Genomic DNA, 22,882 nt, shown 5'->3' on the forward strand with positions numbered 1-22,882 from the left:
TATTTCACCCTTCATTTATAAAACCACATATTCTGCATTCACAAGCTTTGTAAAATGAACAATTTGATCAACCGTTAAATTGAGAGACACGACTGTATGATGACCGCCGCCTTGTTCGACCCATGCTTTGACTCCGTCCTGAAAGTTCGGCTTGATTTTCCAGAGCACACGGGCAACTGGTAAATGAGGTGCTGCTTCCTGCGGTTCAAAGGCCTCAACTTCTTGAATCAGCCATTTGAAATGCGTTCCAAAATCAGCGATGGAGACAACAACGCCCTCCCCTGCTTTTCCATCAAACACAAGACGCGCTGGATCTTCCCGATTTCCAATGCCAAGTGGAGACACGACAATGACAGGTTTCGTATTTGCGAGTGCTGGATCTACTTCTAACATATGAGATTGCAGCACCGCTTCCTGCCCAGGTGTCATTTCATACGTGTAGTCCTCCATAAAACCAGTTGATTGATGATGACTCATCACCTTTAATAAACGGTCCAGTGCGGCAGTTTTCCAATCGCCTTCACCAGCAAAGCCATATCCCTTTGCCATCAGCCGCTGAACCGCAAGTCCAGGCAGCTGCTTCATGCCATGTAAATCCTCAAAGTTTGTCGTAAAGGCATTGTATCCGCCTTTATCTAAGAAACGTTTGATGGCGATTTCATATCGCGCTTGCACTTTTACACTTCTTTCCCATTCTTCAACCGAATAACTCCCATCATTAACGTCATATTGCGTCAAATAATCGGCAAATAGTGCATCCACTTCTGCTTCTTCCACTCTGTTTACATAGTCGACGAGATCACCTATCCCAAAGTAATCAACAGTCCAGCCTAGTTGGATCTGAGCTTCAATTTTATCTCCTTCTGTCACAGCAACATGGCGCATATTGTCACCAAACCGTGCCACTTTGATGTGAAAGCTCTCTTGATAGGCAGCAGCGACGTCCATCCAATCAGCGATTTGCTGCTTCACCTCTGGTTTAGACCAATGACCGGCGACAATTTGGTTTTGCTTATTTAAGCGTGCATTGATATAGCCATACTCTCTGTCTCCATGTGCAGATTGATGGAGATTCATATAGTCCATATCAATCGTGTCCCATGGAATCTTTTCATAATATTGAGTGACGAGATGCAGGAGAGGCTTTTGCAAAAGAGACGTACCGCGTATCCACATTTTTGCTGGAGAAAATGTGTGCATCCAAGTCATCACACCGATCACCTCATCACGATAGTTGATCTCTTTCATCAGCTGTGTGATTTGATCCGCGCTGACAGCCAGCTCCTGCAATATAATTGGATAAGGTAGTAAACCGCTCTCATTTAAGGCATCCGTTATCTTCTGTGCATCTGCCTTTACTTGCTGCAGTGCTTCATCTCCATATAAGTGCTGTGACCCGACGACAAACCAACATTCTTTTTTCTGACTTGTTAACATAGAAATCCCTCTTTTCTTTATCTTGAAGGTTTTTGTCCATAATACGCATGCGCACCATGTTTTCTTAAGTAGTGTTTATCCAAAATTCGCTGCGGAAGAGGCTCCGCATATTCGTTCAATTGCTTTGCAAACAGATTCATTTTGGCTACTTCGTCTAAAACCACACTGTTCGTTACCGCACTTTTTGCATCTTTCCCCCATGTAAATGGACCATGACCTTGAAGCAAAACACCAGGCACCGCCATCACATCTATCTTTCTTTTCTCAAATGTTTCAATGATCAGCCGGCCCGTTTCCACCTCATATCCGCGATTTACTTCTTCTTCTGTGAGAAATCGAGCGCACGGAACAGGGCCGTAAAATGTATCCGCGTGAGTCGTGCCCATTGCCGGTAAATCGAGACCAGCTTGCGCCCATACGGTTGCCCACATGGAATGGCTATGTGAAATACCGCCAATTTCCTCAAAGTGTCTATAAAGAACAGCATGTGTGGCTGTATCTGAAGAAGGAGTGAATTCCCCTTCCACTACTTGACCGTCAAAATCAACAACGACCATATCTTTTGCTGATAATCGGTCATACTCTATGCCGCTCGGCTTAATGACAAACAGACCGCTGTCACGATCGCACGCACTGACATTGCCCCATGTAAATTTCACAAGTCCGTATTTTGGCAGATCTAAATTCGCTTGAAACACTTCTTCTTTTAACCGCTCTAACATACCGTTGTCACTCCTTTCTTTGGCGTCAGATACGCTACTGCCGCTTCTTCAATCGGGAGTCCCTCTTGATAGCGCTTTAAAAATTCCTCAAAGCCTTTGACATCGAGCGGATCGGGCTCGACCAGCTCTTCTGTTGTGCTTGCAAACACTTGATGTGTTAGAAAATCAGCCAATGTTTCCTGCTGATGATTGACCATATATGAAGCAAGGACAGCCATCCCAAACGCACCGCCTTCTCCGGCTGTGGAAACGACTGATACAGGTGTATCAAGCGCAGCAGCAACCATTTTTTGACCAACGAGCGGTGTTTTAAATAAACCGCCATGTCCTAGTAAACGATCAATCACAACATGCTCATGTTCTTTTAGGCGGTCCATCCCTATTTTCATTGCACCAAATGCAGAGAAAAGGTGGGTACGCATGAAATTAGCGAGGTTAAAGCGGCTTTCAGCGGCCCTGACAAAAAGAGGCCTTCCTTCTGGCAATCTTGTAATATTTTCACCAGAATAATAGCCGTAGCTTAAGAGTCCGCCACCATCACGGTCTGCTTCTAAGGCTTGCTGTAATAAGGCTCCGTATAACCTTTCTGACTCCACTGGCTGGCCCATTGCTTCAAATGCTTCACGAAATATATTCATCCAAGCGTTTAGGTCACTTGTACAGTTATTCGCATGAACCATTGCTACTGGCAGTCCGTCTGGTGTCGTGACCATATCCACTTCTGGATACACACCTGTCAGATGCTGCTCTAACACAATCATGGCAAAAACAGAGGTCCCAACTGAAATATTTCCTGTTCGCCTTTCCACGCTGTTTGTCGCCACCATTCCCGTTCCCGCATCGCCTTCTGGCGGGCAAAATGGAATACCTGGCTGCAAATGTTTGCCTTGATCTAAAATTGATGCTCCTGCTTGCGTTAACACGCCAGCTTTTTCACCGGCTAAATAGACACGCGGCAAAAGATGACGCAGCTTCCACGGGTAGCCTTTTTCTGCAATCAATGCATCGAATTGATTGAGCATCACTTCGCTGTAATCCTTCGTTCTTTCATCAATTGGAAACATTCCCGACGCATCGCCAATCCCAATGGCCTGCTTTCCAGTTAACAGCCAGTGAATGTATCCTGACAGAGTGGTCACATATTCTAAGCGGGAAAGATGTTTTTCCTCTCCTAATATCGCTTGATATAAATGGGCAATACTCCATCTTTCTGGAATATGAAATTGGAATAAATCCGTTAGCTTTTGACTCGCCTCGGTCGTCGTTGCATTCCGCCACGTTCGGAACGGGACGAGGAGCTCTCCTGTATGATCACATGCAACATAGCCATGCATCATCGCTGATACCCCGATTGAGCCAATGGTTTGAATGGTCACACCGTACATTTGCTCAGCTTGCTCCTTCATCTGACGATACGCCACTTGAAGACCTGTAATGATATCAATTAAGTTGTACGTCCAAATTCCTTCCTGTAGAGAACTTTCCCATTCAAATGTACCTTGTGCAATTGGCTGAAACGCTTCATCTATTAAAATCGCTTTAATTCGTGTTGAACCAAATTCAATGCCTAAAGATGTCCGTCCTTCTTTCATGGCTTTGGCCGTCTCTTCATGATTCATTCTACGTTCACCCCCATGTTGATAGCGGTTTCAAATTTCTTTTTCTAGATTCATTGATTTTCTCTGTGCACAAACATAATATCATATTTGTACGTACATATGTCAATAATAAATATAATTGTACATACATAATCAGACAAAAACCGCCATATTCTTTGAAGATGACATGGCAAAAAGTGAAAGCGCCTGTTTTTGATTCGACAACCATGTTAAAATATGTCCATACAATTTCTTCTCAATCCGAGTAGATGAACAACTGGGAAAGAAGTGAAACGATGAAAAAGAAGTACCAGATCATTATCGATGATATAAAAAGCAAAATACTCACAGGGGATTACCGGATCGGGGAGCGTATTCCAACCGAATCTAGCTTACAGGACATGTATCAAGTGAGCAGGCATACGGTTCGAAAAGCCATCTTGGAATTGTCAAGCGAAGGATTTTTGAGAAGTGAAAAAGGCTCGGGTACATTTGTGACCAATCAATATCAAACAAAGCCTGCTGGACATGCTCATATGAAAACAATTGGGGTTATCACCACATACATATCCGATTACATTTTCCCGTCTATCATTCGAGGCATTGAAAGCCGCTTAAATGAAGAAAACTATTCTCTGTTATTGGCGAGTACAAATAACGATGTGGATCAGGAGAAAAAAGCTTTAGAAATGATGCTGTCCTTTGGTGTGGACGGACTCATTGTCGAGCCGACAAAAAGCAACTTATATAACCCGAACATTTCGTACTACCTATCCTTTAAAGAACAGGACGTACCGCTCATTATGATCAATGCCTATTATGAGCAGTTAGAGGTTCCTTTTCTCTGTTTAGATGATGTCAAGTCCAGCTATCTAGCCACAAAAGAGCTGATCACCTCTGGACATCAACAAATCGGGCTGATTTCAAAGACAGATGATTTACAGGGGAAATACCGGATGAAAGGTTATATTCAGGCACTAGGTGAAGCCAAGCTGAATTTCCTGCCTGAGCATGTACTCTTTTTCGATACAGAATCGAAGCAGCATTTGGGGGATCATATCAAAACATTCTTAATCGCGCACCAGCATGAGCTGACCGCCCTCGTTTGCTATAACGATGAGGTTGGGTTAGAAGTGGCTAATGTATGCAGCGAAATCGGGCTATCCATTCCTGGTGATCTCTCGATTATTGGACAGGATAATTCGTACATTGCCCAAAAAAATGCCCATGTGAAGCTGACAACACTGACACATCCTCAGGAGCAAATGGGCCGAGATGCAGCAGAATGGATGATTAAAAACGTACAAGGAAAAAAGAATCTGCCTGATCAAACGTTTTATGAGCCTGAACTCGTTCCTGGTGAAACGATTAAACAAATGGATGCAAGAAAAAAATGAGCCCTTTTCACAGAAGGCTCTTTTTTTTATATGATTAAATCTCTTCTTTTGAAGATCGCACTGCACACACGCCATCTACACATGCGGCTTCAAAAGAGGTGTCGTCTGTCTTCTCAGCTTGAGCTGCTTCTTCTGTCCAAGCCGTTTCAAGTGCACGAAGGAAGGTATCTGCTGACTGTGCACCTGCAACCGAATATTTGTCATTTATTAAGAAAAAAGGAACAGCAGAAATTCCGAGCTGTCTCGCTTCTTTTTCGTCTTTTCGTACATCATCAGCAAACGTTTGATCATCTAAGACTTTCTGAACTTCTTTCTGATCAAGGCCTGCTTTTTCTGCAATATCTAAAAGGGTTTTGCGATCGCCAACATGCTTTCCATCTGTAAAATACGCTTGAAACAGCTCTCCCATCACGAGATCGCCTTTTCCCATTTTACCAGCATATTGCGCCAATCGATGGGCATCAAATGTGTTTGTTAAAACGAGCGGATCAAATTGAAAATCAATTCCTTTCACCTTGCCGGCTTGCTTCACCTGCTCATTCATCGCCATTGCTTGGCTGCGGCTCATTCCATATTTTTTGACGAGCATATCATGTACATCATAATCGACTTCAACAGGTGCATGTGGATCGAGCTCAAAGCTTTTAAACTCTACTTCTATCTGTTCCTTCTGCGGAAATTGCTCAAGCGCTGTTTCTAGCTGTTTTTTTCCTATATAACAAAAAGGACAGGCGATATCTGACCAAATTTGCACTTTCATCTTCATCTTCCTTCCACTGCTTACGTTTTTTCTTTAAAGATGTAACTATTATAGTTACATTAAATCAGTTATGTCAAGCCACATTCATTTTGTTCTACATTTATAAGAAAAAAGCCTTTCCTTCTAATAGAGGAAAGGCTTTAAAAGTCACTATTCTAAATTTGCATGGTGTCCGTACATTGTATGTGTGTCGAGCTCTTTCATTTCCATCAACCGCAAAATGACCGCATCGTACATCAGAAGCAACGATTGCTCAAATAGCGAGCCCATCGGCTGAATGGTATGATGGCTCCCTTCATGTTGATCCTTCGGCGCACCTGAGAGTAAGATGAGCTCATCCGATAGATCAGCGATAGGTGACTCAGCTGAAAGCGTGAAAGACGCAATTTTCCCGCCAATCGCCCTTGCCTTTTTTGTGAGCACAAGCAATGTTTCTGTTTGACCAGAGCCAGTTCCGACAATCAAGAGATCCTTTTCTGTAAAGGAAGGCGTATTCGTTTCGCCGATGACATAGGCACGGATGCCAATATGAGTGAGTCTCATGGCAAATGATTTCCCCATCAAACCGGACCTGCCTGCACCAGCCACAAAAACCTTCCGTGCGGCTAAAATGCTTGTGACAAGCCGATCTGCTCCTTCGTACTGAAAAGCTAACGAGTGCTCAGAAAGCTCGCTTAGAATCGCTTTCACATAGTCACTTGGCTTCATGATTGCGAGATCAACTGCTTCATTTGTGCAGCCACTTCTGCTTTATTGTCCTGGCTTGCGATACCGCCGCCGACAATGATCAAATCAGGGTTTAATTTCACGACTTCAGGTAAAGTATCAAGCTTAATACCGCCTGCAATCGCTGTTTTCGCCTGTTTGACGACTTGTTTAATGGTCATGAGGTCAGCAAATGAGTTTTGACCAACCGCTTGCAGGTCATAGCCTGTGTGCACACAAATATAATCTACTCCAAGCTCATCCAGCTCTTTTGCACGGCCTGCGATATCTTTAATGCCAATCATATCTACTAAAATTTCTTTGCCTCTTGCTTTCGCTTCTTTCACCGCTCCTTGAATGGACATATCTTCTGCCGCTGCAAGAATGGTGACGATATCCGCTCCAGCTTCGGATGCCTGCTGCACTTCATAACCGGCAGCATCCATGATTTTCAGGTCAGCGAGTACACGTAAATTCGGAAATGCCTGTTTGACTTCTTTTACAGCACGCAAGCCTTCATTGATCACAACAGGTGTCCCAATTTCGACCACATCAATGGATGCTTCTACTTCTTTGATCAGCTCAATCGCTTCCGGTATATTCACTAAATCTAATGCTAATTGTAATTTCATCAACTTTCACTCCCGTTTTTTCATCTCATCTTCAAGAGCTCCGCGAATGGTGCTTCTTGAACGATGAAATGAGTATAACAACAGGATTGAAGCAATCCAAGTACGCACTTTTTTTTTACATACTATACTTTTTTGCATATGGTTACAAAAAAGATACTGTCTTTCGGCCAGTATCTCAGCGTGTAGACAAACCCTCGCATTCGGTGTCAGTCCTGCGCGCTGGTGCTCACGAATGTCACATTCGCTCCGCTCAGTACTCGTCCTTCCTAGACTGCAAAGGTTTTCTATCACGCTGAAAGGGCTAAAATAAAGGTCATTTTAGCCCTTTGTCTATCGTAGGTATTTCTATTTATCATCCTTTAAAAAATTGCTGTCGAGATATTGTTTTCCCCAATCATACATCGCCTCTAAAATCGGCATTAAGCTTTCTCCTAGTTCTGTGAGAGAATACTCAACCTTTGGAGGAACGACAGGATAAACCTCCCGATGCACAATGTGATCTTCCTCTAATTCTCTTAGCTGATTGACAAGCATTCTTTGCGTAATCCCAGGCATTAACGACTTTAGCTCACCAAATCGTTTTGTCCCTTCTCTGCCAAGGTGCCATAAAATCAGCATTTTCCACTTACCGCCGATAATATTCAGCGTCAGCTCTTTTTCGCAATTGAACACTTTATTTTCCATACGTGATGACAACGACATACACTCCTTTGATTACTAACCATTTACGCATTATCATATACTGCGGCAAATTGGATTGTCGAGCATACAGTCTTCATTATGAATTCTGCCGATTCACAAAATCCATAACAGCCTTTGTCATCTCTTGCGCTTCTTTTGGCGCCCTGTCTGATCCAAACCATTTATTCAAGTCACTGTGGCTCAGCGAATGAACCCGAAAAACAAACCGAGAGCCTTTATCATGATTCAGTTTTTCTGCAAATCGGTACACCTCAGGATTTTCCCAGCCCGTGACCAAATAAACAGGCGGTAAATTCGCTTGATTCATATAACTGACAGGTGATGCCTTTGTCCAGTTTTCCTCTTGTTTGCCAAACACTTTTTTGTACGATGGTATGGCTTGTATAAATTGATTGATGTTTAAAGGACCGTCTAAAACGACGATGGATTTTATGGTGTTTGGCGACAGCCCCACACGTTTTAAGTAAGTCGAATCTGTGGCAACCAATGCCGTCAAATGACCGCCCGCTGAGTGACCCATGACATTGATTTTTGATGAATCGATTTGATATTCATCCGCATGATCCTTGACCCATTTAATAGCGTTTGCCGTATCATCTGCCATCTGCTCATAGTTGGCATCAGGGTGAAGCCGGTAATTCATCGAGACAAAGACATATCCCTGACGGATAAAATAATCAGCCTTTGAAGCGACTCTGTTCTTATCGCCGCCTGTCCAGCCGCCGCCGTGGAGATAGATCATGACTGGATGCTTCTTCTTATCTTCATTTTTGCCCTTCGGCATATACATATCGAGTGTTTGCTGTTTGTTTTGTGTGTCTGCATAATGGATGTTCGTCGGCGGCTTAGGCTGGTTGATACGGAACACAAAGAATGCGCATACCAGTAAGCCAGCGATGACAGCTAAAAATAAGAGCCATTTCGTGATTCGTTTCAATGTCATTGCACCTTTCTGTGTTGGTATGGAGAAGCATGATTAGTGAATATGCTGATAAACTAGCACGACTCATTCGATATCACTGTATGACTTGAATCATTTGACAATAAAAAGAAAAAGACTGTTCTTCAAAATCTTCTATGAAATAATTGATGTTTTCCCAGTCTCTATCCAAAGGCTGAATGTTCAAAAAGAGACTAGAATCATTTGTTAAATCCAAATCTTTGATTTGAACAGAAGATACATTGGTGAATTTTAGATGGATGTCTGCTTGATGGGTCGCAGATTCGTATGGGATGTGCAGGGCAATACAATTGATCAAGTCGTAATGTTCATTATACTCTTTAAAGTAGTGAAATTCATTGATTTGGTTTAGATGGATGACATCGAAATCAGGAATTTGATTCTGGATTTTTTCATCTAAAAACCATGCCATAATTTGTCCTCCAAGAGGTTATTGTATAAGTGCAATGATTCGTTTTCTTGTTTCTTCATGGTACTGGATATAGTCATGCAATAAAGGATACGATTCAAGAATATGTTGAAACGATTTGATTTGAGGGTATCGCTCTTCAAATGACTGAAGCAGCACGTTTAACTGTTTTTTCGGTATTCGTTTATGATCGATCACATAACTCAAGCTGCCTGCAACAAGTGCAAAAAATATATAAAAATCTCCGGAGCACATACCGGTTTCCTCCTCAAAAGAGACGATATCATCTGGATAAGCGGAATGAAATAAGTATTGATAACGCTGTTTCAAATCATTGATTAAGCCTTGTTTATCTTGGCTGATGTTCATGGACCTTTACCCTTTCTCTCAATGTTTTTAAAATCTTATTTAGACTTTAATGAGATTTTTCTATTCACTGCAAATAAATTCCTGTGAGTCGAAACATACTTTTTTCGATTCTATTGCGAGTAACATCCCATTTATGTTAAATAACTGCATTCGATCCATCTTTCTAAACTACTAAACATCTCATTCACTCTCCTAACGTATTCTCCTATTTCTTATCATGTCACGAAGTTTGTAAATATTCTTCAAATGAAATAAAGTCCGCTTTTTTTCGAAATTCGCTTAAGATTTTCTGATCTCCTGTAAAAATAACATCTGTCGAATCAAAAAATCCGATTTCAAAAACGGCTTGAGGAATAACGGGTGTATATTTCACGTTCCAATATAGTTCATTATCTTCAATTTGAGGTATTGAACTGATATTCAAATGATGTACATGACGAGGCAATGCGGTCAAAACAGCGAAAATAAATGAATAAGAATAGTCATTTAAGAATTTTTTGAAATGTTCACCCTTCAGAAATAAAAAATCCGTATAATCCGGCATTACTTCTGAATGGAATTGATTTCTTCGATCATGAAGCATTGTGAGTGTCACATCACTTATGACCCAATTATACTCTTCTACGTTTAAATTGATTTTCTTTATTAAATCATTTGCTTCGAATAAATCTTTTTCTTTTGCTAATACGATTCTCATTAATTGCTCCACCTCATCAATTTAAAACATCAGACGAAACTAAAAATATTCTACAGTATCAAAATCTGACCATAATTTCCAGTCAGTGTTCGTGTTTACATTTACATTGAATGAAATCTAATCTTCAAATATACAGAACGATGTAAATATATATAAAATTCATTATCTAGTTTTTCTAATTTCGAATGAGTTCCTTTTTAAAATCGTCAGGAAGTTTTTGATTCGGAAATACAACTGAAATCCAATCTAATACGCCATTAATATATATTCATCTTCATGATTTAAAGCTAGATTTCTTAACACCCCACAAACTGTCAGCGATAATAACCAATGAAATTCTTCGAACAAGAAATACTTTGGTGCTGTTTTAAAATTTGATCAGAAAATGTTTATATATTAAAGTCCCTCTTACTTAAGTAAGGGGGACATAATTCCCTAATCTTTTAGTTGCACAGTACTAATACTTCACACTTTTAAGACACTAAGAACTTTATAATCTTCACAATAGAATTTAAAGGTCTGTTCTTCGAAATCTTCAACTAAATAGTTTAATCTTTCCCAACCTTTGTTAAGTTTTGATATGTTAAAACTTAATATCGATTCTTCATGAAAGTCTAAATCTTTTATTTCAATAGATTTAACATTTATAAACTTTAGATGTATTTCAAAATTTTCTTTTGAGTTTTTATACGGTATGTTTAATTCAATTGACTTTATTTTTTCATAGGCTTCATTATAATCTTTGTAATAACGAAATTCGTTCAATTGCATTAAATGGATTACATCAAAATCTCTTATAAATTTTTGAATTTTACTATCTATATACCAATCCATTTCATTCACCTCCAAAAATGATATGTTTTTTTCTTACCTCTATCTCCATAGCCCTTTTTATAAATAAATTCATGAAGATGTGGTTTTGAATGGGTTTTTGGCATTCCATGATCAGAGTGATCGACTCGATATTTCTTACGGCCGAACTTATCATATATTACAGTCGATTTCTCCTTTCTACCTTCGGTTAATCGATAGTGAGTGACTCGACTATTTGGCTTCCCTACAAAAGAGGCTTTTCTACTCCAATAGCTGTCTGGTACAAACCTCTTTTTAGTTCTTATATTACCTCTATATTTTCCACCTTTTTTCTTCCTTGAAAGTTTATAAGACTTCTTCCCAACACTAAATACCTTTTTCGCAGCCTTTAACTTTCCACCACCTACAAATCCTGATGCGGCTGCAACCGCTACGCCTTTCCAGCCCTTGCCTGATTTATAAGCTTTGTATCCATCATATACCGCAAAGCCTGCATTAACAACTAACCATACCCAATGACCATCCGGGTCCACATTCATGACTGGGTTGTTGTTTCCATAGGTATATCCGTTTTGATCTAGTGAATCTCCATCGCTTCCTGGGTCTGGATCAAGTGATAGGAATATGCCATTTTTCGGTTCATAGTAGCGGGCGATTAAATAGTAAAGTCCTGTTTCTTCGTCGAAGCGGTAACCGGCATAGCGATATGGGTTTACTTTTGTTGGAACGTCTCATTTTTCATGTCCAATAACGATACAATTGTTTTTGTCATATTTTATCAAAAATAACTAAGATTTTTTATTGAGGTGAAAGTATTTTCTTTAGAGATTTTTCTAATAAATCAAGAGGTATATGATCTTGGCTAATATAATGGAATATGGTCATTCCATTTTCCAATGAAAGGATCGTCCATGCCATTTCTTCAGATGAAAGGGTACATGTAACATTCTCTTTCTTTATCAACTTTTCAATGGATTGGGCTATTTGTTTGACCGATTGGAGGATCATATCTGACCATTTATATCGTACTTCTTCATTTCTCATTGCATATAGAAGAAATTCCATATTTAAAAGACTCCACGTCCGATTTGCTTCGCGACTATAAATAGAGTATTGATTCATTTTTTCTGGAAAGTGTAAAAGAGAAGGCTTATCAGCTAAGAAAGCATTGATTTTTTCTACATGTAATTGCATTTGTTCCTCCAATAGAGCTAAAAAAATTTCTTCCTTAGAATAAAAATGTGCATAAAAGGCCCCTTTGCTAAATCCCGCATGTTCTGTCATTTTATCAATTGAGACCCCATGAAAACCATACTTGGCGAAATTCTCAACAGCAGACTTTAAAAGTAATTTCCTTGTTTCTTCTTTCCTTTCCTTTTGCGTTTTCCTTTGTCTAATCATTCCTCATCCTCCTTTTATTGACAATCATACCATATAGAATTAATATACCAATTAGTATGTAAATTTCACAAGGTATGTTTATTAAAGTACAGCATTCTTGCTAATGAAAAGGGGAAAGACAATGAGAAAGATGGGGAAAAAAGTTCACAAAAGGAAAACTGATATCATCGCTCAAACAGTTAAATCAGGAATTATTAAATCAAATTTGATCCCAATGTTTGCTGGATTAACCTTGGCATTATATACATATCAAATTGAAATCATCGATAAATCTATTGAGATATTATTTGCTTTTGTCGGCTCTATTTTATTGATAGGCGCTGCTGGCGCTTTAAATAATGTCTATGATAGAGACATAGATTTCGTTATGAATAGAACAAAAAATAGGCCTACTGTAACAGGAGAAGTCAATCCTAAAACAGTTCTGGGACTTAGCATCATGATGTCTATTATAGGAATGTTCTTTTTAGCATTTACAACCTATCTAGCAGCTACTCTAGGATTCATAGGTTTATTTTTTTATATTTTTCCTTATACAATATGGAGTAAAAGAAGAACCATTTACAATACGGAAATTGGCAGCATTTCTGGAGCAATGCCACCCCTTATTGGATGGGCAGCTATTTTTCCAGACATCACACACCCTGCTATTATTGGGTTGTTTGTCATTACAATTATTTGGCAGATGCCGCATTTTTATTCAATAGCCATTAGAAAGTACAATGAATACCAAGCTGCAAACATTCCTATGTTACCTGTTGTAAAAGGAATGAAAAGAACATACTTACAAACGAATCTTTATATTATAGCGATCACATTAAGCAGTTTTCTTTTCTATTCTTTAAGCATTGGGCTTATGTTTGTGTCACTTCTTCTAGGTCTTATATGGATATGTTTAAGTATTTTCGGTTACAAGCGGATGAACTCCGAGAAGTGGGCAACATTCATGTTTGGCTATTCGCTTATTTATATGACAATTCTTTATTCAACGATCATTATCTATTCTCTTATTCATAATATTTTTTGATTTATCAAAACCTCAGTTGTGAAGATAAACATATAGGACGAATAAAAAAAGCACCCTAAACGGATGCTTCAATTAAATGATATTTCTTCAATATACGATAGGTCATGTCTTTCGCTTCTGTTCCTGTACCTTCTATATTTGTGGCAAAGATGTAGGTTTTGTTTTTATGCTTGATGAAACCTACATACCAGCCGATGCCTGAGCCGGAGCCTGTTTTTCCGTATAGGGTGGCGTGTTTCTCTTCTTCTTGAATCATCATTCGTTTGACGGTTCTCATGACGTTTAGGTCAAATGGGAGACTCTCTTCATATAGCTGTTTTAGGAAACGGACTTGTTCTATTGGAGAAATACGTAAAGTACTGCTTAACCAAAATTGATCGATTCCACCAGATAAGTCTTCATTCCCGTAATGGATCGTCTTGATCCACTTATTCATTTGCTCCATCCCGATGTCACGCGCCATGGCTTGATAGTACCAGACGACTGAATATCTCATCCCAGAACCGAGGGTATGATCTCGATTCCATTGATCAATCTCTCTTTTCACTCCATCCCAATATTTGATGTCGTATTCATCTCTTACTGCGCCTGTTTGAAGTCCGATTAAGGCATTTGCCACCTTAAATGTCGATTGAGGCGCAAAGCGCTCTTTCGCTCTTTTTTTGTTATACACCCAGGGCGACTTTTCTTTTACATCTTGAATCACAAATGTTCCTTCTCGGTCTTTCATCATGTCATCTACTGACCATTGTGGAGATGTTCCCTCACTTGAAGAAGGCTGGCTGATACATAGCGCCACAAGCATCACCCCGGAAAATAACCATTTCATGTGCCTTTTCTTCAACACACTCGCCTCTTTTCTCATGATTTGAATCGATTGTAGCATGGTGAGCCACGATAAATAAGAGCCGCTCGTCCTCTTTTTTTCAACAAAAAAAGTCGCTTTCAACCGGCTTTCCGTTTTAATGCACGTTAGCTTTTTTCTCTTCAATGGCCTTCTTCGCTATTTTTGAAATCGTCATATCGTCCATTGGCGGGTTATGAAGTCCAGCACGAATGTCTCGATAGTAACGCTGAAGCGGACAACCAAGGCTTAAGCTTTTTGCGCCGACTAACCGCATGGCTTTATCGACAATTTGCAGACTATGATTGACGACTGTATGCTTCACAGCGCCGAACTCATTGGATAATAGCTCTCTTTTCTCGGGCTGCTCATACAATTTAGTCGTTGAATAGATGACGTGACGCGCTTGCTTTAACAGTAAGTCGATATTACCAATCAGATGTTGGACATTCGGCAGCTCACTAATCGTCCCGCTGATGCTGTTAGGTGAATGTGTGATGGCGTACTGAACAGCATAGTCTCTTGCCGCTTGCGCAATCCCTAAATAACAGGAAGGGATATGTGCAATCCAAGGATTTAACGTACCGCCTCGAGGCCTTTTTTGCACTTCAACGAGCATGTCATCTGAGACTTCAACCTGATCCAAAATCAAATCATGGCTTTCTGTTCCTCTCATGCCAACAACATCCCACGTTTCTTCTATAGAAACACCTTTTGTATCACGATGAATTAAAAAGAAGCCGAGCGCTTCTTTTTCTTCGATCCACACGCCAACTAAAAAGTATGTGAGGGCTGGTGACATCGTTGTGAAAATTTTACGGCCATCGATCACCCATTTATCACCTGATCTAGTCGCTGTTGTCCCGGGTTTGCCCCCTCTTGTTGGACTGCCTGTCTGCGTCTCGCTCACAGCCCGGTTGACAAGGGCACCCTTCTTCACTTCTTCAGCAAAGAATTGCAGCTGCTTTTCATTCCATTGTTTCTTTTCATAAATTTCGCCTACAACCCCTTGGTGCCAGCCGATTGATAAGGCAGTTGCTCCATCCATGCTTCCGAGCGTCTCTTGAAACAGAACCATATCCGTCACAGATTGACCTCCGCCCCCATATTCAGCAGGCAGAGACAAGGTCGTATACCCCATTTCCACTAAGGCTTCGATATTCTTTTTGGGGAAATGAGCACCTTCATCGTGTTCTTTTGCAGTTTGTTCTATCGATTGACGAAGTGATTCCAATTGATTGAGCCATGTTTTTTGAAAGTCTGTATCAACAAATAATGCTTTAGACAAAACATTCCATCTCCTCTGTTTCTCTCTATCTATGACATGCTTATTTTCACATCAATAAAACATACTTTGCTTATAGGATTTAATGTGTTAAATTTTATCAATAGTCAGTACATATGTCAAAAGAACGTGCTCCTCCTATCATCGCAGCTACTAACCCTTCAAAGATGGCAGACGCATGCTCGCTTTTGCTGTCTGAGAAAAAACGAGTGAGCGTGCGGAAGATCTCTTTGACGATAAAAAAGTCGAACAGGCACGAGCATCTGATCGACTTTTCTCATTCATTTACTCACCTTTTTTTGGTGTGTTAAACAGTTCCTTTGGTGCTGGTTTCAGCTTTGGTGCAGAGCCGAACACGACAGGTGCAGAAATATATCTGAACTCTCCCTTTCCATCCATGCTTCGGCCATGTGCCCATCTGCCTTCCTTGCTTTCTTCCCCTCTTGAGAAGTTAAACAGATCATAGGATACTTGCTGTTTTTCTAGTGAGCGCGGGAAGGTGGTTGGTACAACAACATCGCCTTCTCTTTCCTCTAATTCTTTAATTGCCGCAATCCACATATTTTGATGATATGTATCACGAGCAATGAGAAAGGAGAGCATATCCTTGACCCCTTGGTCATCGGTCATTTCATATAGCCTTGTGACTTGAAGTCTCCCTTGTGACTCTGCATTCAAATTCGCCCGGAAATCAGCCATTAAATTTCCGCTTGCAATGATATATTTTGCATTCCACGGATATCCTTGACTATCCGCTGCCATTGCCCCTAAGCCTGCAACAATTGCATGTTGAGGGTTCATCCCTCCCATGACAGCTGCAAGTGCTGGATCACTTTGATACGCCTGTTCTTGTTCTTTGACCGGTGCTTTATCAAGTAATCGTGCAATCATCGTCGCCAGCATCTCGACATGACCAATTTCCTCTGTTCCAATGTCAAACAATAAGTCTCTATATTTTTGATCCGCTCGGCAATTAAAGCCTTGAAATAAATATTGCATCATCACGCTGATCTCTCCATATTGACCGCCTAATACCTCTTGCAATTTTTTCGCATAAAGTGGATCAGGCTTAGAGGGCTTTGCTTCATATTGCAGTTCTTTGATGTGATAAAACATGATGTCATCTCCCTTATTTATAAACATCTTTTCAATTATCACTATTCAAATGTATTCCTTTTTATGAAAACGGACATACGAAAAAAGAGAATAGCTTATGCCATTCCCTTCGGTGTCTTATGATTCAGCACTGACTAAAATTTTCACTTGATCTTTTTCATTGATTAATGCATGGAAGCCATCCTCGATCACATCGTCCAGCTTGATTTTTTTCGTGACGAGTGTATCTGCGGAGAAATAGCCTTTTCTCATTAAGTTTAATACAGATGGGAATACGTCTCTGTAGCCGATAATCCCTTTGATTGTACGTTCTTTAATGACAATGTCGTTCGGCAGAATTTCTGCGCCTTTTTCCCAAATGCTTACAATGACAGTTTCACCTGAAATTCTAGTTGATTGGATTGCTTGCTTCAATACAACAGGTACACCTGTCACTTCAAAAGAAACATCGACCCCGCCGTTTGTACGGCGTGCGATTTCTTGAACAACATCTTCATACTGAGAAGGATCAACAATGATAGCTCCAAGCTCTTTTGCTTTTTCTTGGCGTTCTTTTGATAATTCAACTGCGTAAATATCTGTAGCGCCAGCTGCTTTTAAAGCTTCAATGACAAGTAAGCCAATTGGTCCGCAGCCAAACACAGCCGCTGTATCTCCAGCTTGTACTTTACTAGAACGAACAGCATATAAAGCAACTGCAGAAGGCTCTACAAGCGCGCCTTGCTCATATGATATTTCGTCTGGTAATAAATGAAGTAATTCTTCATCGACTGATACATATTCAGAAAAGCCACCGCCGCCTCCGGCAAGTCCTAAGAAGCCCATGTTTTCATCTAAGTTGTAAGCACCTTGGTGCCCGTGAGTCGCAAAAATAGGCTCTACAACCACTCGATCGCCTACTTTATAATGGCTCACACCTTCTCCTACCTCAACAACCTCACCAGAAAATTCATGTCCCAGTGTAACGGGTGCTTTTTCTTTTGTCAGTGGATGAGGTTCATTCACTGGAATGAAGATAGGTCCTCCTAGATATTCATGTAAATCACTACCACAAATGCCGCACCATTTTACTTTAAGTTTCACTTTTCCTGGAGCAACTGTTGGTTCGTCAATTTCCTCTAGTCGAATGTCCTTTTGGTCGTGCCAGCGTAGTGCTTTCATTTGTAAGACTCCTTTTCTCATCAATTTAATTAACTTACTTAAATAATGATAACATAATTTTTTTAATTTTCTAAGTACGACGCACTATTTTGTTGACAGTCAATGGACGAAAGATGACAAAACATAACAATAGACAGATAAGAAGCATACATATACACCCAATGATGACGGAGATTCTGATCGATAAAATATGAGCGAGTCCGCCGAATATTCCTGTCATGGTCATCGTCAGAATGGCTTCAACCAAAGCATAAAAGCTGGCTACCCTCCCCATCACCTCTACAGGAATATTCGTTTGATAGAACGTCATAAAGCCTGTGTTCGCAAATGCTAAAAAAAAGGCTAATATAAAAAATCCACCGGCAGCTGCAACTAGGCTGCTGGAAAATGCATAAATAAGATAGCCAAACGCCACAAACAAACTGCCGATTCCAAGCATCAGCGAAACTGACAGCCTTTCGACAATGACCGAATTAAGACTTGCTCCTGCGATGATACCCGCTCCAGCTATACTGACAAGAAGGCCATATTGTGTATCAGTCAGCATCAATACTTCTTTTGCAAAGGCTGTTTCAAGTGAGTCTATGGCCGTAGGAAGGACCGATATCGCCGCACTAAATAATAAATATACCGCCATGATCTGGCGTGACGTCAGACTAAATCGCAGAACAAGCTTTGCATCCTCTTTTAACATTGAAAGGGAAAACCGCTTTTGGGCAGCATCTGTTTTGAGCAAATTCGGTAAACACATCGTTAACAGAGCAGATATCAACAGGCAGATTGCATTTACATAAATTGAAAGAACAGGAGTCCCGATGAGAAAAAGCACACCTGCTGCTGCGGGCCCAAGTAAAAATCCACCGGATTGTAACAAAGAGCGAATGGCATTAAACCGTTTTCGGTTATCCGCCGGGATTAGTCCTGTCATATACACCATCGACGCTGGATGAAACATCGCTTGTGCCATTTGAATGAGAAACACGATTACATACAGGATAAGCAGATGTCCTGAAAATAACGTAAAGGGTATACATGCGATCAAGACAGCCCGGCTGATATCTAAGCTGATCATCACTTTCCGCTGATTCAACCTGTCAATCAAACTGCCAGACCAGCTGTTTGTCAAAAGAGCCGCAGCCGGTCTTAGCATATAGACAGCCGTTACAGCAAACACAGAGCCAGTTTCTTGAAAAATGAGCAGATGGAGAGCAATCATATAAATCCATTCTCCTATGTTCGCAATTCCGATGGCTCCAAGCAGCAAACTCATATCCCGCCAATGTTTTTTCATAGCTTTTCCTCCTATTTGTCCATAAAAAAATCCCGCCCCCAAGACATTTCTGTCTTGAGGACGGGATTTACTCCGCGTTGCCACCTCAGTTCATTCACCTGTTGCCAGATGAACCTTAGCAGGTCATCATTAACCCTTCTCTGTAACGTGAGAATATCGCTGCACCACCATCATATAGAATCCGGTGCAGAGCTAAGAGGCTTGGTTCCATAACGCTTCCCAGCTCCTTCTCAGCTCAACGGAGTTCTCTGTGTGAGGCAGCGATTATGTACTCTTCTCTATTTACGCTTTGTATGTTTCACACGATCTTCAGCTGAATTGTTACATATTGTACTGCGGCTCGAGCAAAGCGTCAATGTTTTTTTATATTCAATCCACATAGATCATCTTTCTTGTCATGCCGCCATCAACGACTAAGTCTGTCCCCGTCACAAATTGATTGTCTTCATCTGTTAAGTAAAAACAAGCTTTGACAATATCCCTTGGCGTTCCGACTCGATTGGAAAGGTGCTGCTGATGGTCGATCTCTCGAAGACTTTTCTCATCCTTCGTTTCAATCCATCCAGGGGAAATGCTATTGACCATAATGTGATCCTGACTAAAGGAAGCAGCCAAAGCATGAGTAAGCGCTGATATCCCGCCTTTTGAAGCAGCATACGCTTCTGTATCAGGTTCTGACATGGTGGCACGAGTGGATGAAATGTTGACAACGGAACCGCCTTTTTGATTTTCTTTTATATAACGTGCCGCTTCTCTTGCACACAAAAAAGCACCTCTTAGGTTCGTATGTAACACATGATCAAACTCATCGACTGTTAGTTCATAAGGGGATTTTGTACACATGACGCCAGCATTATTGATCAGAATATCAATTGTTTTGTAACGTTCCACGGCAAACGACATTAAGCTTTGAATATCCCTTTCTTGTTTCACATCCGTTTTTTGAAAACAGGCTTCAAAGGACTCCTTCCTTAGCTGCTCTTCCAAGCGCTTGCCTTTCTCTTCATCAATATCCGCAAGCACAACACGTGCCCCTTCTTTTGCATAGCCATACGCGATCGATTTACCAATTCCATTTGCTGCGCCTGTGACAATGACTGTTTTATGCTGAAAGCTCATCGTTTACAAGTCCTTTCTATATGAGATGTTGTCGTCTATCATACCATTTTGATGTGATCACATGTATACAAAAACCCCCTATAGCAAGCGAGTATTGAGGGTTTTGTATACGGCAAATGGAAATGAAACAAAGTGATCAATATGACCTGATACTTTTCAAACCAATGATCATAAAAACAATCGTAAAAGCAACTAAAACCGTCGTGTCTAGTAATAAGATTGAATGATTGACAGTGCCGCTCATGATTTCACCAAAACCAGACATCATCCATGTTTGTGGAATGGCCATTGAGATCTTCTTCATGATGTCTGGAACAATATCCAAAGGCCAATAAATACCACCTAACATGCATGTTCCTACAATGATAATTGCACTAAAGATTTCAGCTTGTTTTTTTGTATGAGATAAAGTGGCAATCATAAAACCTAAACTCACTACCAGTCCAATAACGAATGATCCAAACAAGATAATGAGAATGAGGTTGCCTAAGTACACATTGAAGAACACAGATAAGACGGTCAATAAAACGCCTAATTGTATCCAACCAAGAAGGAAATAAGCAATGAAATATCCCAGTAACACATTTATTTTATGGATAGGACTCGAAAGCAATCTTTGCCATGTATAATCTTTATATTCCAAATGAATAGACGACACCGAGCTTGAGATCACAAACATCATAAACATGATCGTAAAACCAAGTGGTATTAAATTTGGTTGCTGACTTGCTTGACCATCTAGATTGTCTTCATCCAATGAAATGGTGCCAGATTCGTTTAATTTTTTCAGTGCATTGATAAGAGAAACGCTATTCTGCTCTTTCACACCTTGATTGATCTGATAAATGATGGCCGCCGTCTCTTTTAAATAGGGAGCTAAGATCGCATATTCCTCTGTTTTCTTATAAACCGTCACATCAAAAATCTCTTTATTTTCTTTTAAATGGGACTTTAATTGATTCGTGACTGTAATAGACGCAACTGCCTTTTCATCGGATAATAATTCTTTTGCTTCGCTTTCAGTCGCCTTTACCCAAAGAAATTTGGTGTTCTTTTCGAGCATTCGAAAAATTTCTTGATTCAGTTCACCTTGACTGGGCTCTTGTATAAAAGCAACTGTAGGTTTCTTTGTATCAGATGCCGTACTTCCAAAGATAAAACTAAAGACGATTGGCATTGCAAATAAAAAAATGAGGGTCAATGGGGACTTTAACGTTTCTTTTAACTTTAGAGAAATAATGGCTAACATTTTATGCATGACGATGCTTCCTTTCAAAAGACATTCTTAGTAAAGCAATGATGAAGAAAGCTAGTCCCATCCCACAGCTAAGCAAAAATCCGTTTAGAATTTCACTAAAATCAGCACCTGCCATACTTTTCAAAAACATTTGAAGAGCAAGGGAATTAGGTAAAAAACAGCTGATATTGATCAACCATTGTGGAAATAAGTATAAGGGCACCATACTTCCACCTAAAGCAGCTAATACTTGAGTCCCTAAAATCCCCACACTGTTAAATGTTTTTTCTTTTTTGATAAAAGAACCTATCAGTACACCGAAACCGGCAGCATTTAATATAAAGCTACATCCAATCATGATAACGATAAAAGGCTCTCCCCAGTTCACCTTAAAGACAACACTAGTAAATAAAATAATGATTGCAAGTTGAATCATACTCATTAAAAGAATACCCAATAACTTTCCAACGATATAACTAGTATTGCTTAATTTTGATACAATCAGCCTTTTATAAACATCTTCCTCTTTTTCCTCTATCATACTGCCAACTAAGAAAACAACAGTCATTAATAAAAAAAGTACACCCATCCCACCTGCATAGTATTGGAAGGACGTAATCGGCTGCTTGTTTATATGAACATTTCTCTCGTTCACCAGTTCTTTTTTCAGTTGATCAGAAACGATCTCCATTTCTTTCCCTTGATTCAATGGCATCAGAATACGATTCATATGATAATTTTGAGAGAATTGTAGAACCAAATTTTCTAGAACCATTTCCTGTAATCTTGAATTTGGTCCTTTTAAAATATTTAATTTTATATTGTCATGATGTAATAAGCTTTTTTCAAAATTCGGTTTGATGATTATACCCATTTTGATAACTCTACTATTCAAATCTTTCTCTAGTTGATCTTTCGACAGTAACGTTACATCAATGATTTCATTAAGCTCACTTTTAGACAACGTCGATAGAAACATTTTACTTGTAGCGGACTTATCTTGATCTGTTATCCCTACACGAAATGAGTTGATACTGACCTCACGATCTTTCTTCATATGATCTCCAAATGCTGCACCTAATATGGCGATCAAAATGATAGGCATAAAAAAAAGCGTAAAAAAGCTTTTTTTATCTCTAAAAAACAATAATAGATCTTTCAGTACAATCCAAATGCTCATGCGCTCACCTCTATTCGCT

General features: G+C 40.0%; 23 protein-coding genes and 1 pseudogene. 2 read left to right on the forward strand and 22 right to left on the reverse strand.

The window, feature by feature from the left end; translation table 11 throughout:
* Positions 1 to 15: 15 nt before the first annotated feature.
* From araA to ACSLGF_RS09260, 3 genes are read right to left on the reverse strand one after another with little or no spacing between them, the layout of a single operon-like run.
* Positions 16 to 1,437, reverse strand: a complete 1,422-nt coding sequence (araA, locus tag ACSLGF_RS09250; RefSeq protein ID WP_456004598.1) for an L-arabinose isomerase — start codon at positions 1,435 to 1,437, stop codon at positions 16 to 18.
* 17 nt (positions 1,438 to 1,454) lie between these two features.
* Positions 1,455 to 2,159 (reverse strand): L-ribulose-5-phosphate 4-epimerase, encoded by a 705-nt coding sequence (locus ACSLGF_RS09255; RefSeq protein ID WP_456004601.1) that lies wholly within the window; start codon positions 2,157 to 2,159, stop codon positions 1,455 to 1,457.
* Positions 2,153 to 3,778 carry a xylulokinase gene (locus ACSLGF_RS09260; protein ID WP_456004604.1) on the reverse strand — a complete coding sequence of 542 codons (1,626 nt, stop codon included), beginning with the start codon at positions 3,776 to 3,778 and terminating at the stop codon, positions 2,153 to 2,155. Before ACSLGF_RS09260 ends, ACSLGF_RS09255 begins: the two co-directional genes overlap by 7 nt.
* 275 nt (positions 3,779 to 4,053) lie before the next feature.
* On the opposite strand from ACSLGF_RS09260, the gene ACSLGF_RS09265 reads away from it, so the two are divergent.
* Positions 4,054 to 5,154: a substrate-binding domain-containing protein gene (locus tag ACSLGF_RS09265; RefSeq protein ID WP_456004607.1), complete on the forward strand. Its 1,101-nt coding sequence runs from the start codon at positions 4,054 to 4,056 to the stop codon at positions 5,152 to 5,154.
* 34 nt (positions 5,155 to 5,188) lie between these two features.
* Here the strand turns inward: ACSLGF_RS09265 and ACSLGF_RS09270 are convergent, their stop codons facing one another.
* The 11 genes and pseudogenes from ACSLGF_RS09270 to ACSLGF_RS09320 form a co-directional block, all read right to left on the reverse strand.
* Positions 5,189 to 5,914 carry a DsbA family oxidoreductase gene (locus tag ACSLGF_RS09270; RefSeq protein ID WP_456004610.1) on the reverse strand — a complete coding sequence of 242 codons (726 nt, stop codon included), beginning with the start codon at positions 5,912 to 5,914 and terminating at the stop codon, positions 5,189 to 5,191.
* A gap of 150 nt (positions 5,915 to 6,064) precedes the next feature.
* Complete coding sequence (hxlB, locus tag ACSLGF_RS09275; protein WP_456004613.1) at positions 6,065 to 6,622, reverse strand: 6-phospho-3-hexuloisomerase; 558 nt, start codon at positions 6,620 to 6,622, stop codon at positions 6,065 to 6,067.
* Positions 6,619 to 7,251: a 3-hexulose-6-phosphate synthase gene (hxlA, locus tag ACSLGF_RS09280; RefSeq protein ID WP_456004615.1), complete on the reverse strand. Its 633-nt coding sequence runs from the start codon at positions 7,249 to 7,251 to the stop codon at positions 6,619 to 6,621. The genes hxlB and hxlA overlap by 4 nt, the downstream gene beginning before the upstream one ends.
* 345 nt (positions 7,252 to 7,596) lie before the next feature.
* Positions 7,597 to 7,953: a winged helix-turn-helix transcriptional regulator gene (locus tag ACSLGF_RS09285; RefSeq protein ID WP_012010675.1), complete on the reverse strand. Its 357-nt coding sequence runs from the start codon at positions 7,951 to 7,953 to the stop codon at positions 7,597 to 7,599.
* 76 nt (positions 7,954 to 8,029) lie between these two features.
* On the reverse strand, positions 8,030 to 8,896 hold the full coding sequence (locus ACSLGF_RS09290; RefSeq protein ID WP_456004617.1) for an alpha/beta hydrolase: 867 nt from the start codon (positions 8,894 to 8,896) through the stop codon (positions 8,030 to 8,032).
* Positions 8,897 to 8,969: 73 nt separating this feature from the next.
* Positions 8,970 to 9,326 carry a hypothetical protein gene (locus ACSLGF_RS09295; protein ID WP_456004620.1) on the reverse strand — a complete coding sequence of 119 codons (357 nt, stop codon included), beginning with the start codon at positions 9,324 to 9,326 and terminating at the stop codon, positions 8,970 to 8,972.
* Between the two features lie 18 nt (positions 9,327 to 9,344).
* Positions 9,345 to 9,692, reverse strand: coding sequence for a YxiJ family protein (locus tag ACSLGF_RS09300; protein ID WP_456004623.1), 348 nt, complete (start codon positions 9,690 to 9,692; stop codon positions 9,345 to 9,347).
* Between the two features lie 220 nt (positions 9,693 to 9,912).
* Positions 9,913 to 10,389, reverse strand: a complete 477-nt coding sequence (locus ACSLGF_RS09305; protein ID WP_456004626.1) for a hypothetical protein — start codon at positions 10,387 to 10,389, stop codon at positions 9,913 to 9,915.
* Between the two features lie 465 nt (positions 10,390 to 10,854).
* Positions 10,855 to 11,223 carry a hypothetical protein gene (locus ACSLGF_RS09310; protein WP_456004628.1) on the reverse strand — a complete coding sequence of 123 codons (369 nt, stop codon included), beginning with the start codon at positions 11,221 to 11,223 and terminating at the stop codon, positions 10,855 to 10,857.
* Positions 11,224 to 11,228: 5 nt separating this feature from the next.
* Positions 11,229 to 11,921, reverse strand: a pseudogene (locus ACSLGF_RS09315) (RHS repeat-associated core domain-containing protein); the annotation flags it as partial.
* A 79-nt stretch (positions 11,922 to 12,000) separates the two neighbouring features.
* Positions 12,001 to 12,603, reverse strand: a complete 603-nt coding sequence (locus tag ACSLGF_RS09320; RefSeq protein WP_456004631.1) for a TetR/AcrR family transcriptional regulator — start codon at positions 12,601 to 12,603, stop codon at positions 12,001 to 12,003.
* Positions 12,604 to 12,724: 121 nt separating this feature from the next.
* Here ACSLGF_RS09320 and cyoE point away from each other — a divergent pair, with 121 nt between their 5' ends.
* Positions 12,725 to 13,630, forward strand: coding sequence for a heme o synthase (gene cyoE, locus ACSLGF_RS09325; RefSeq protein WP_456004634.1), 906 nt, complete (start codon positions 12,725 to 12,727; stop codon positions 13,628 to 13,630).
* A gap of 55 nt (positions 13,631 to 13,685) precedes the next feature.
* Here cyoE and blaBPU read toward each other — a convergent pair whose 3' ends face one another.
* The 8 genes from blaBPU to ACSLGF_RS09365 all read right to left on the reverse strand — a co-directional run bounded on the left by blaBPU (position 13,686) and on the right by ACSLGF_RS09365 (position 22,863).
* Positions 13,686 to 14,474: a BPU family class D beta-lactamase gene (blaBPU, locus tag ACSLGF_RS09330; protein ID WP_456004636.1), complete on the reverse strand. Its 789-nt coding sequence runs from the start codon at positions 14,472 to 14,474 to the stop codon at positions 13,686 to 13,688.
* 118 nt (positions 14,475 to 14,592) lie between these two features.
* Positions 14,593 to 15,762: an acyl-CoA dehydrogenase family protein gene (locus ACSLGF_RS09335; RefSeq protein WP_456004639.1), complete on the reverse strand. Its 1,170-nt coding sequence runs from the start codon at positions 15,760 to 15,762 to the stop codon at positions 14,593 to 14,595.
* A 282-nt stretch (positions 15,763 to 16,044) separates the two neighbouring features.
* Positions 16,045 to 16,875, reverse strand: a complete 831-nt coding sequence (locus ACSLGF_RS09340; RefSeq protein ID WP_456004642.1) for a manganese catalase family protein — start codon at positions 16,873 to 16,875, stop codon at positions 16,045 to 16,047.
* Between the two features lie 117 nt (positions 16,876 to 16,992).
* Entirely contained in the window at positions 16,993 to 18,036 is a 1,044-nt protein-coding gene (locus ACSLGF_RS09345) for a 2,3-butanediol dehydrogenase (protein WP_456004645.1), read from the reverse strand.
* Positions 18,037 to 18,106: 70 nt separating this feature from the next.
* The gene (locus tag ACSLGF_RS09350; protein ID WP_456004648.1) at positions 18,107 to 19,327 is read right to left on the reverse strand and encodes an MFS transporter; all 1,221 of its coding nucleotides are present in this window, start codon (positions 19,325 to 19,327) and stop codon (positions 18,107 to 18,109) included.
* Between the two features lie 369 nt (positions 19,328 to 19,696).
* Positions 19,697 to 20,446 (reverse strand): glucose 1-dehydrogenase, encoded by a 750-nt coding sequence (locus tag ACSLGF_RS09355; protein WP_456004651.1) that lies wholly within the window; start codon positions 20,444 to 20,446, stop codon positions 19,697 to 19,699.
* Between the two features lie 136 nt (positions 20,447 to 20,582).
* Positions 20,583 to 21,704 (reverse strand): ABC transporter permease, encoded by a 1,122-nt coding sequence (locus ACSLGF_RS09360; RefSeq protein ID WP_456004653.1) that lies wholly within the window; start codon positions 21,702 to 21,704, stop codon positions 20,583 to 20,585.
* On the reverse strand, positions 21,697 to 22,863 hold the full coding sequence (locus ACSLGF_RS09365) for an ABC transporter permease (RefSeq protein WP_456004656.1): 1,167 nt from the start codon (positions 22,861 to 22,863) through the stop codon (positions 21,697 to 21,699). Before ACSLGF_RS09365 ends, ACSLGF_RS09360 begins: the two co-directional genes overlap by 8 nt.
* Positions 22,864 to 22,882: the final 19 nt, after the last annotated feature.

The organism is Bacillus sp. A015, assembly GCF_053851875.1.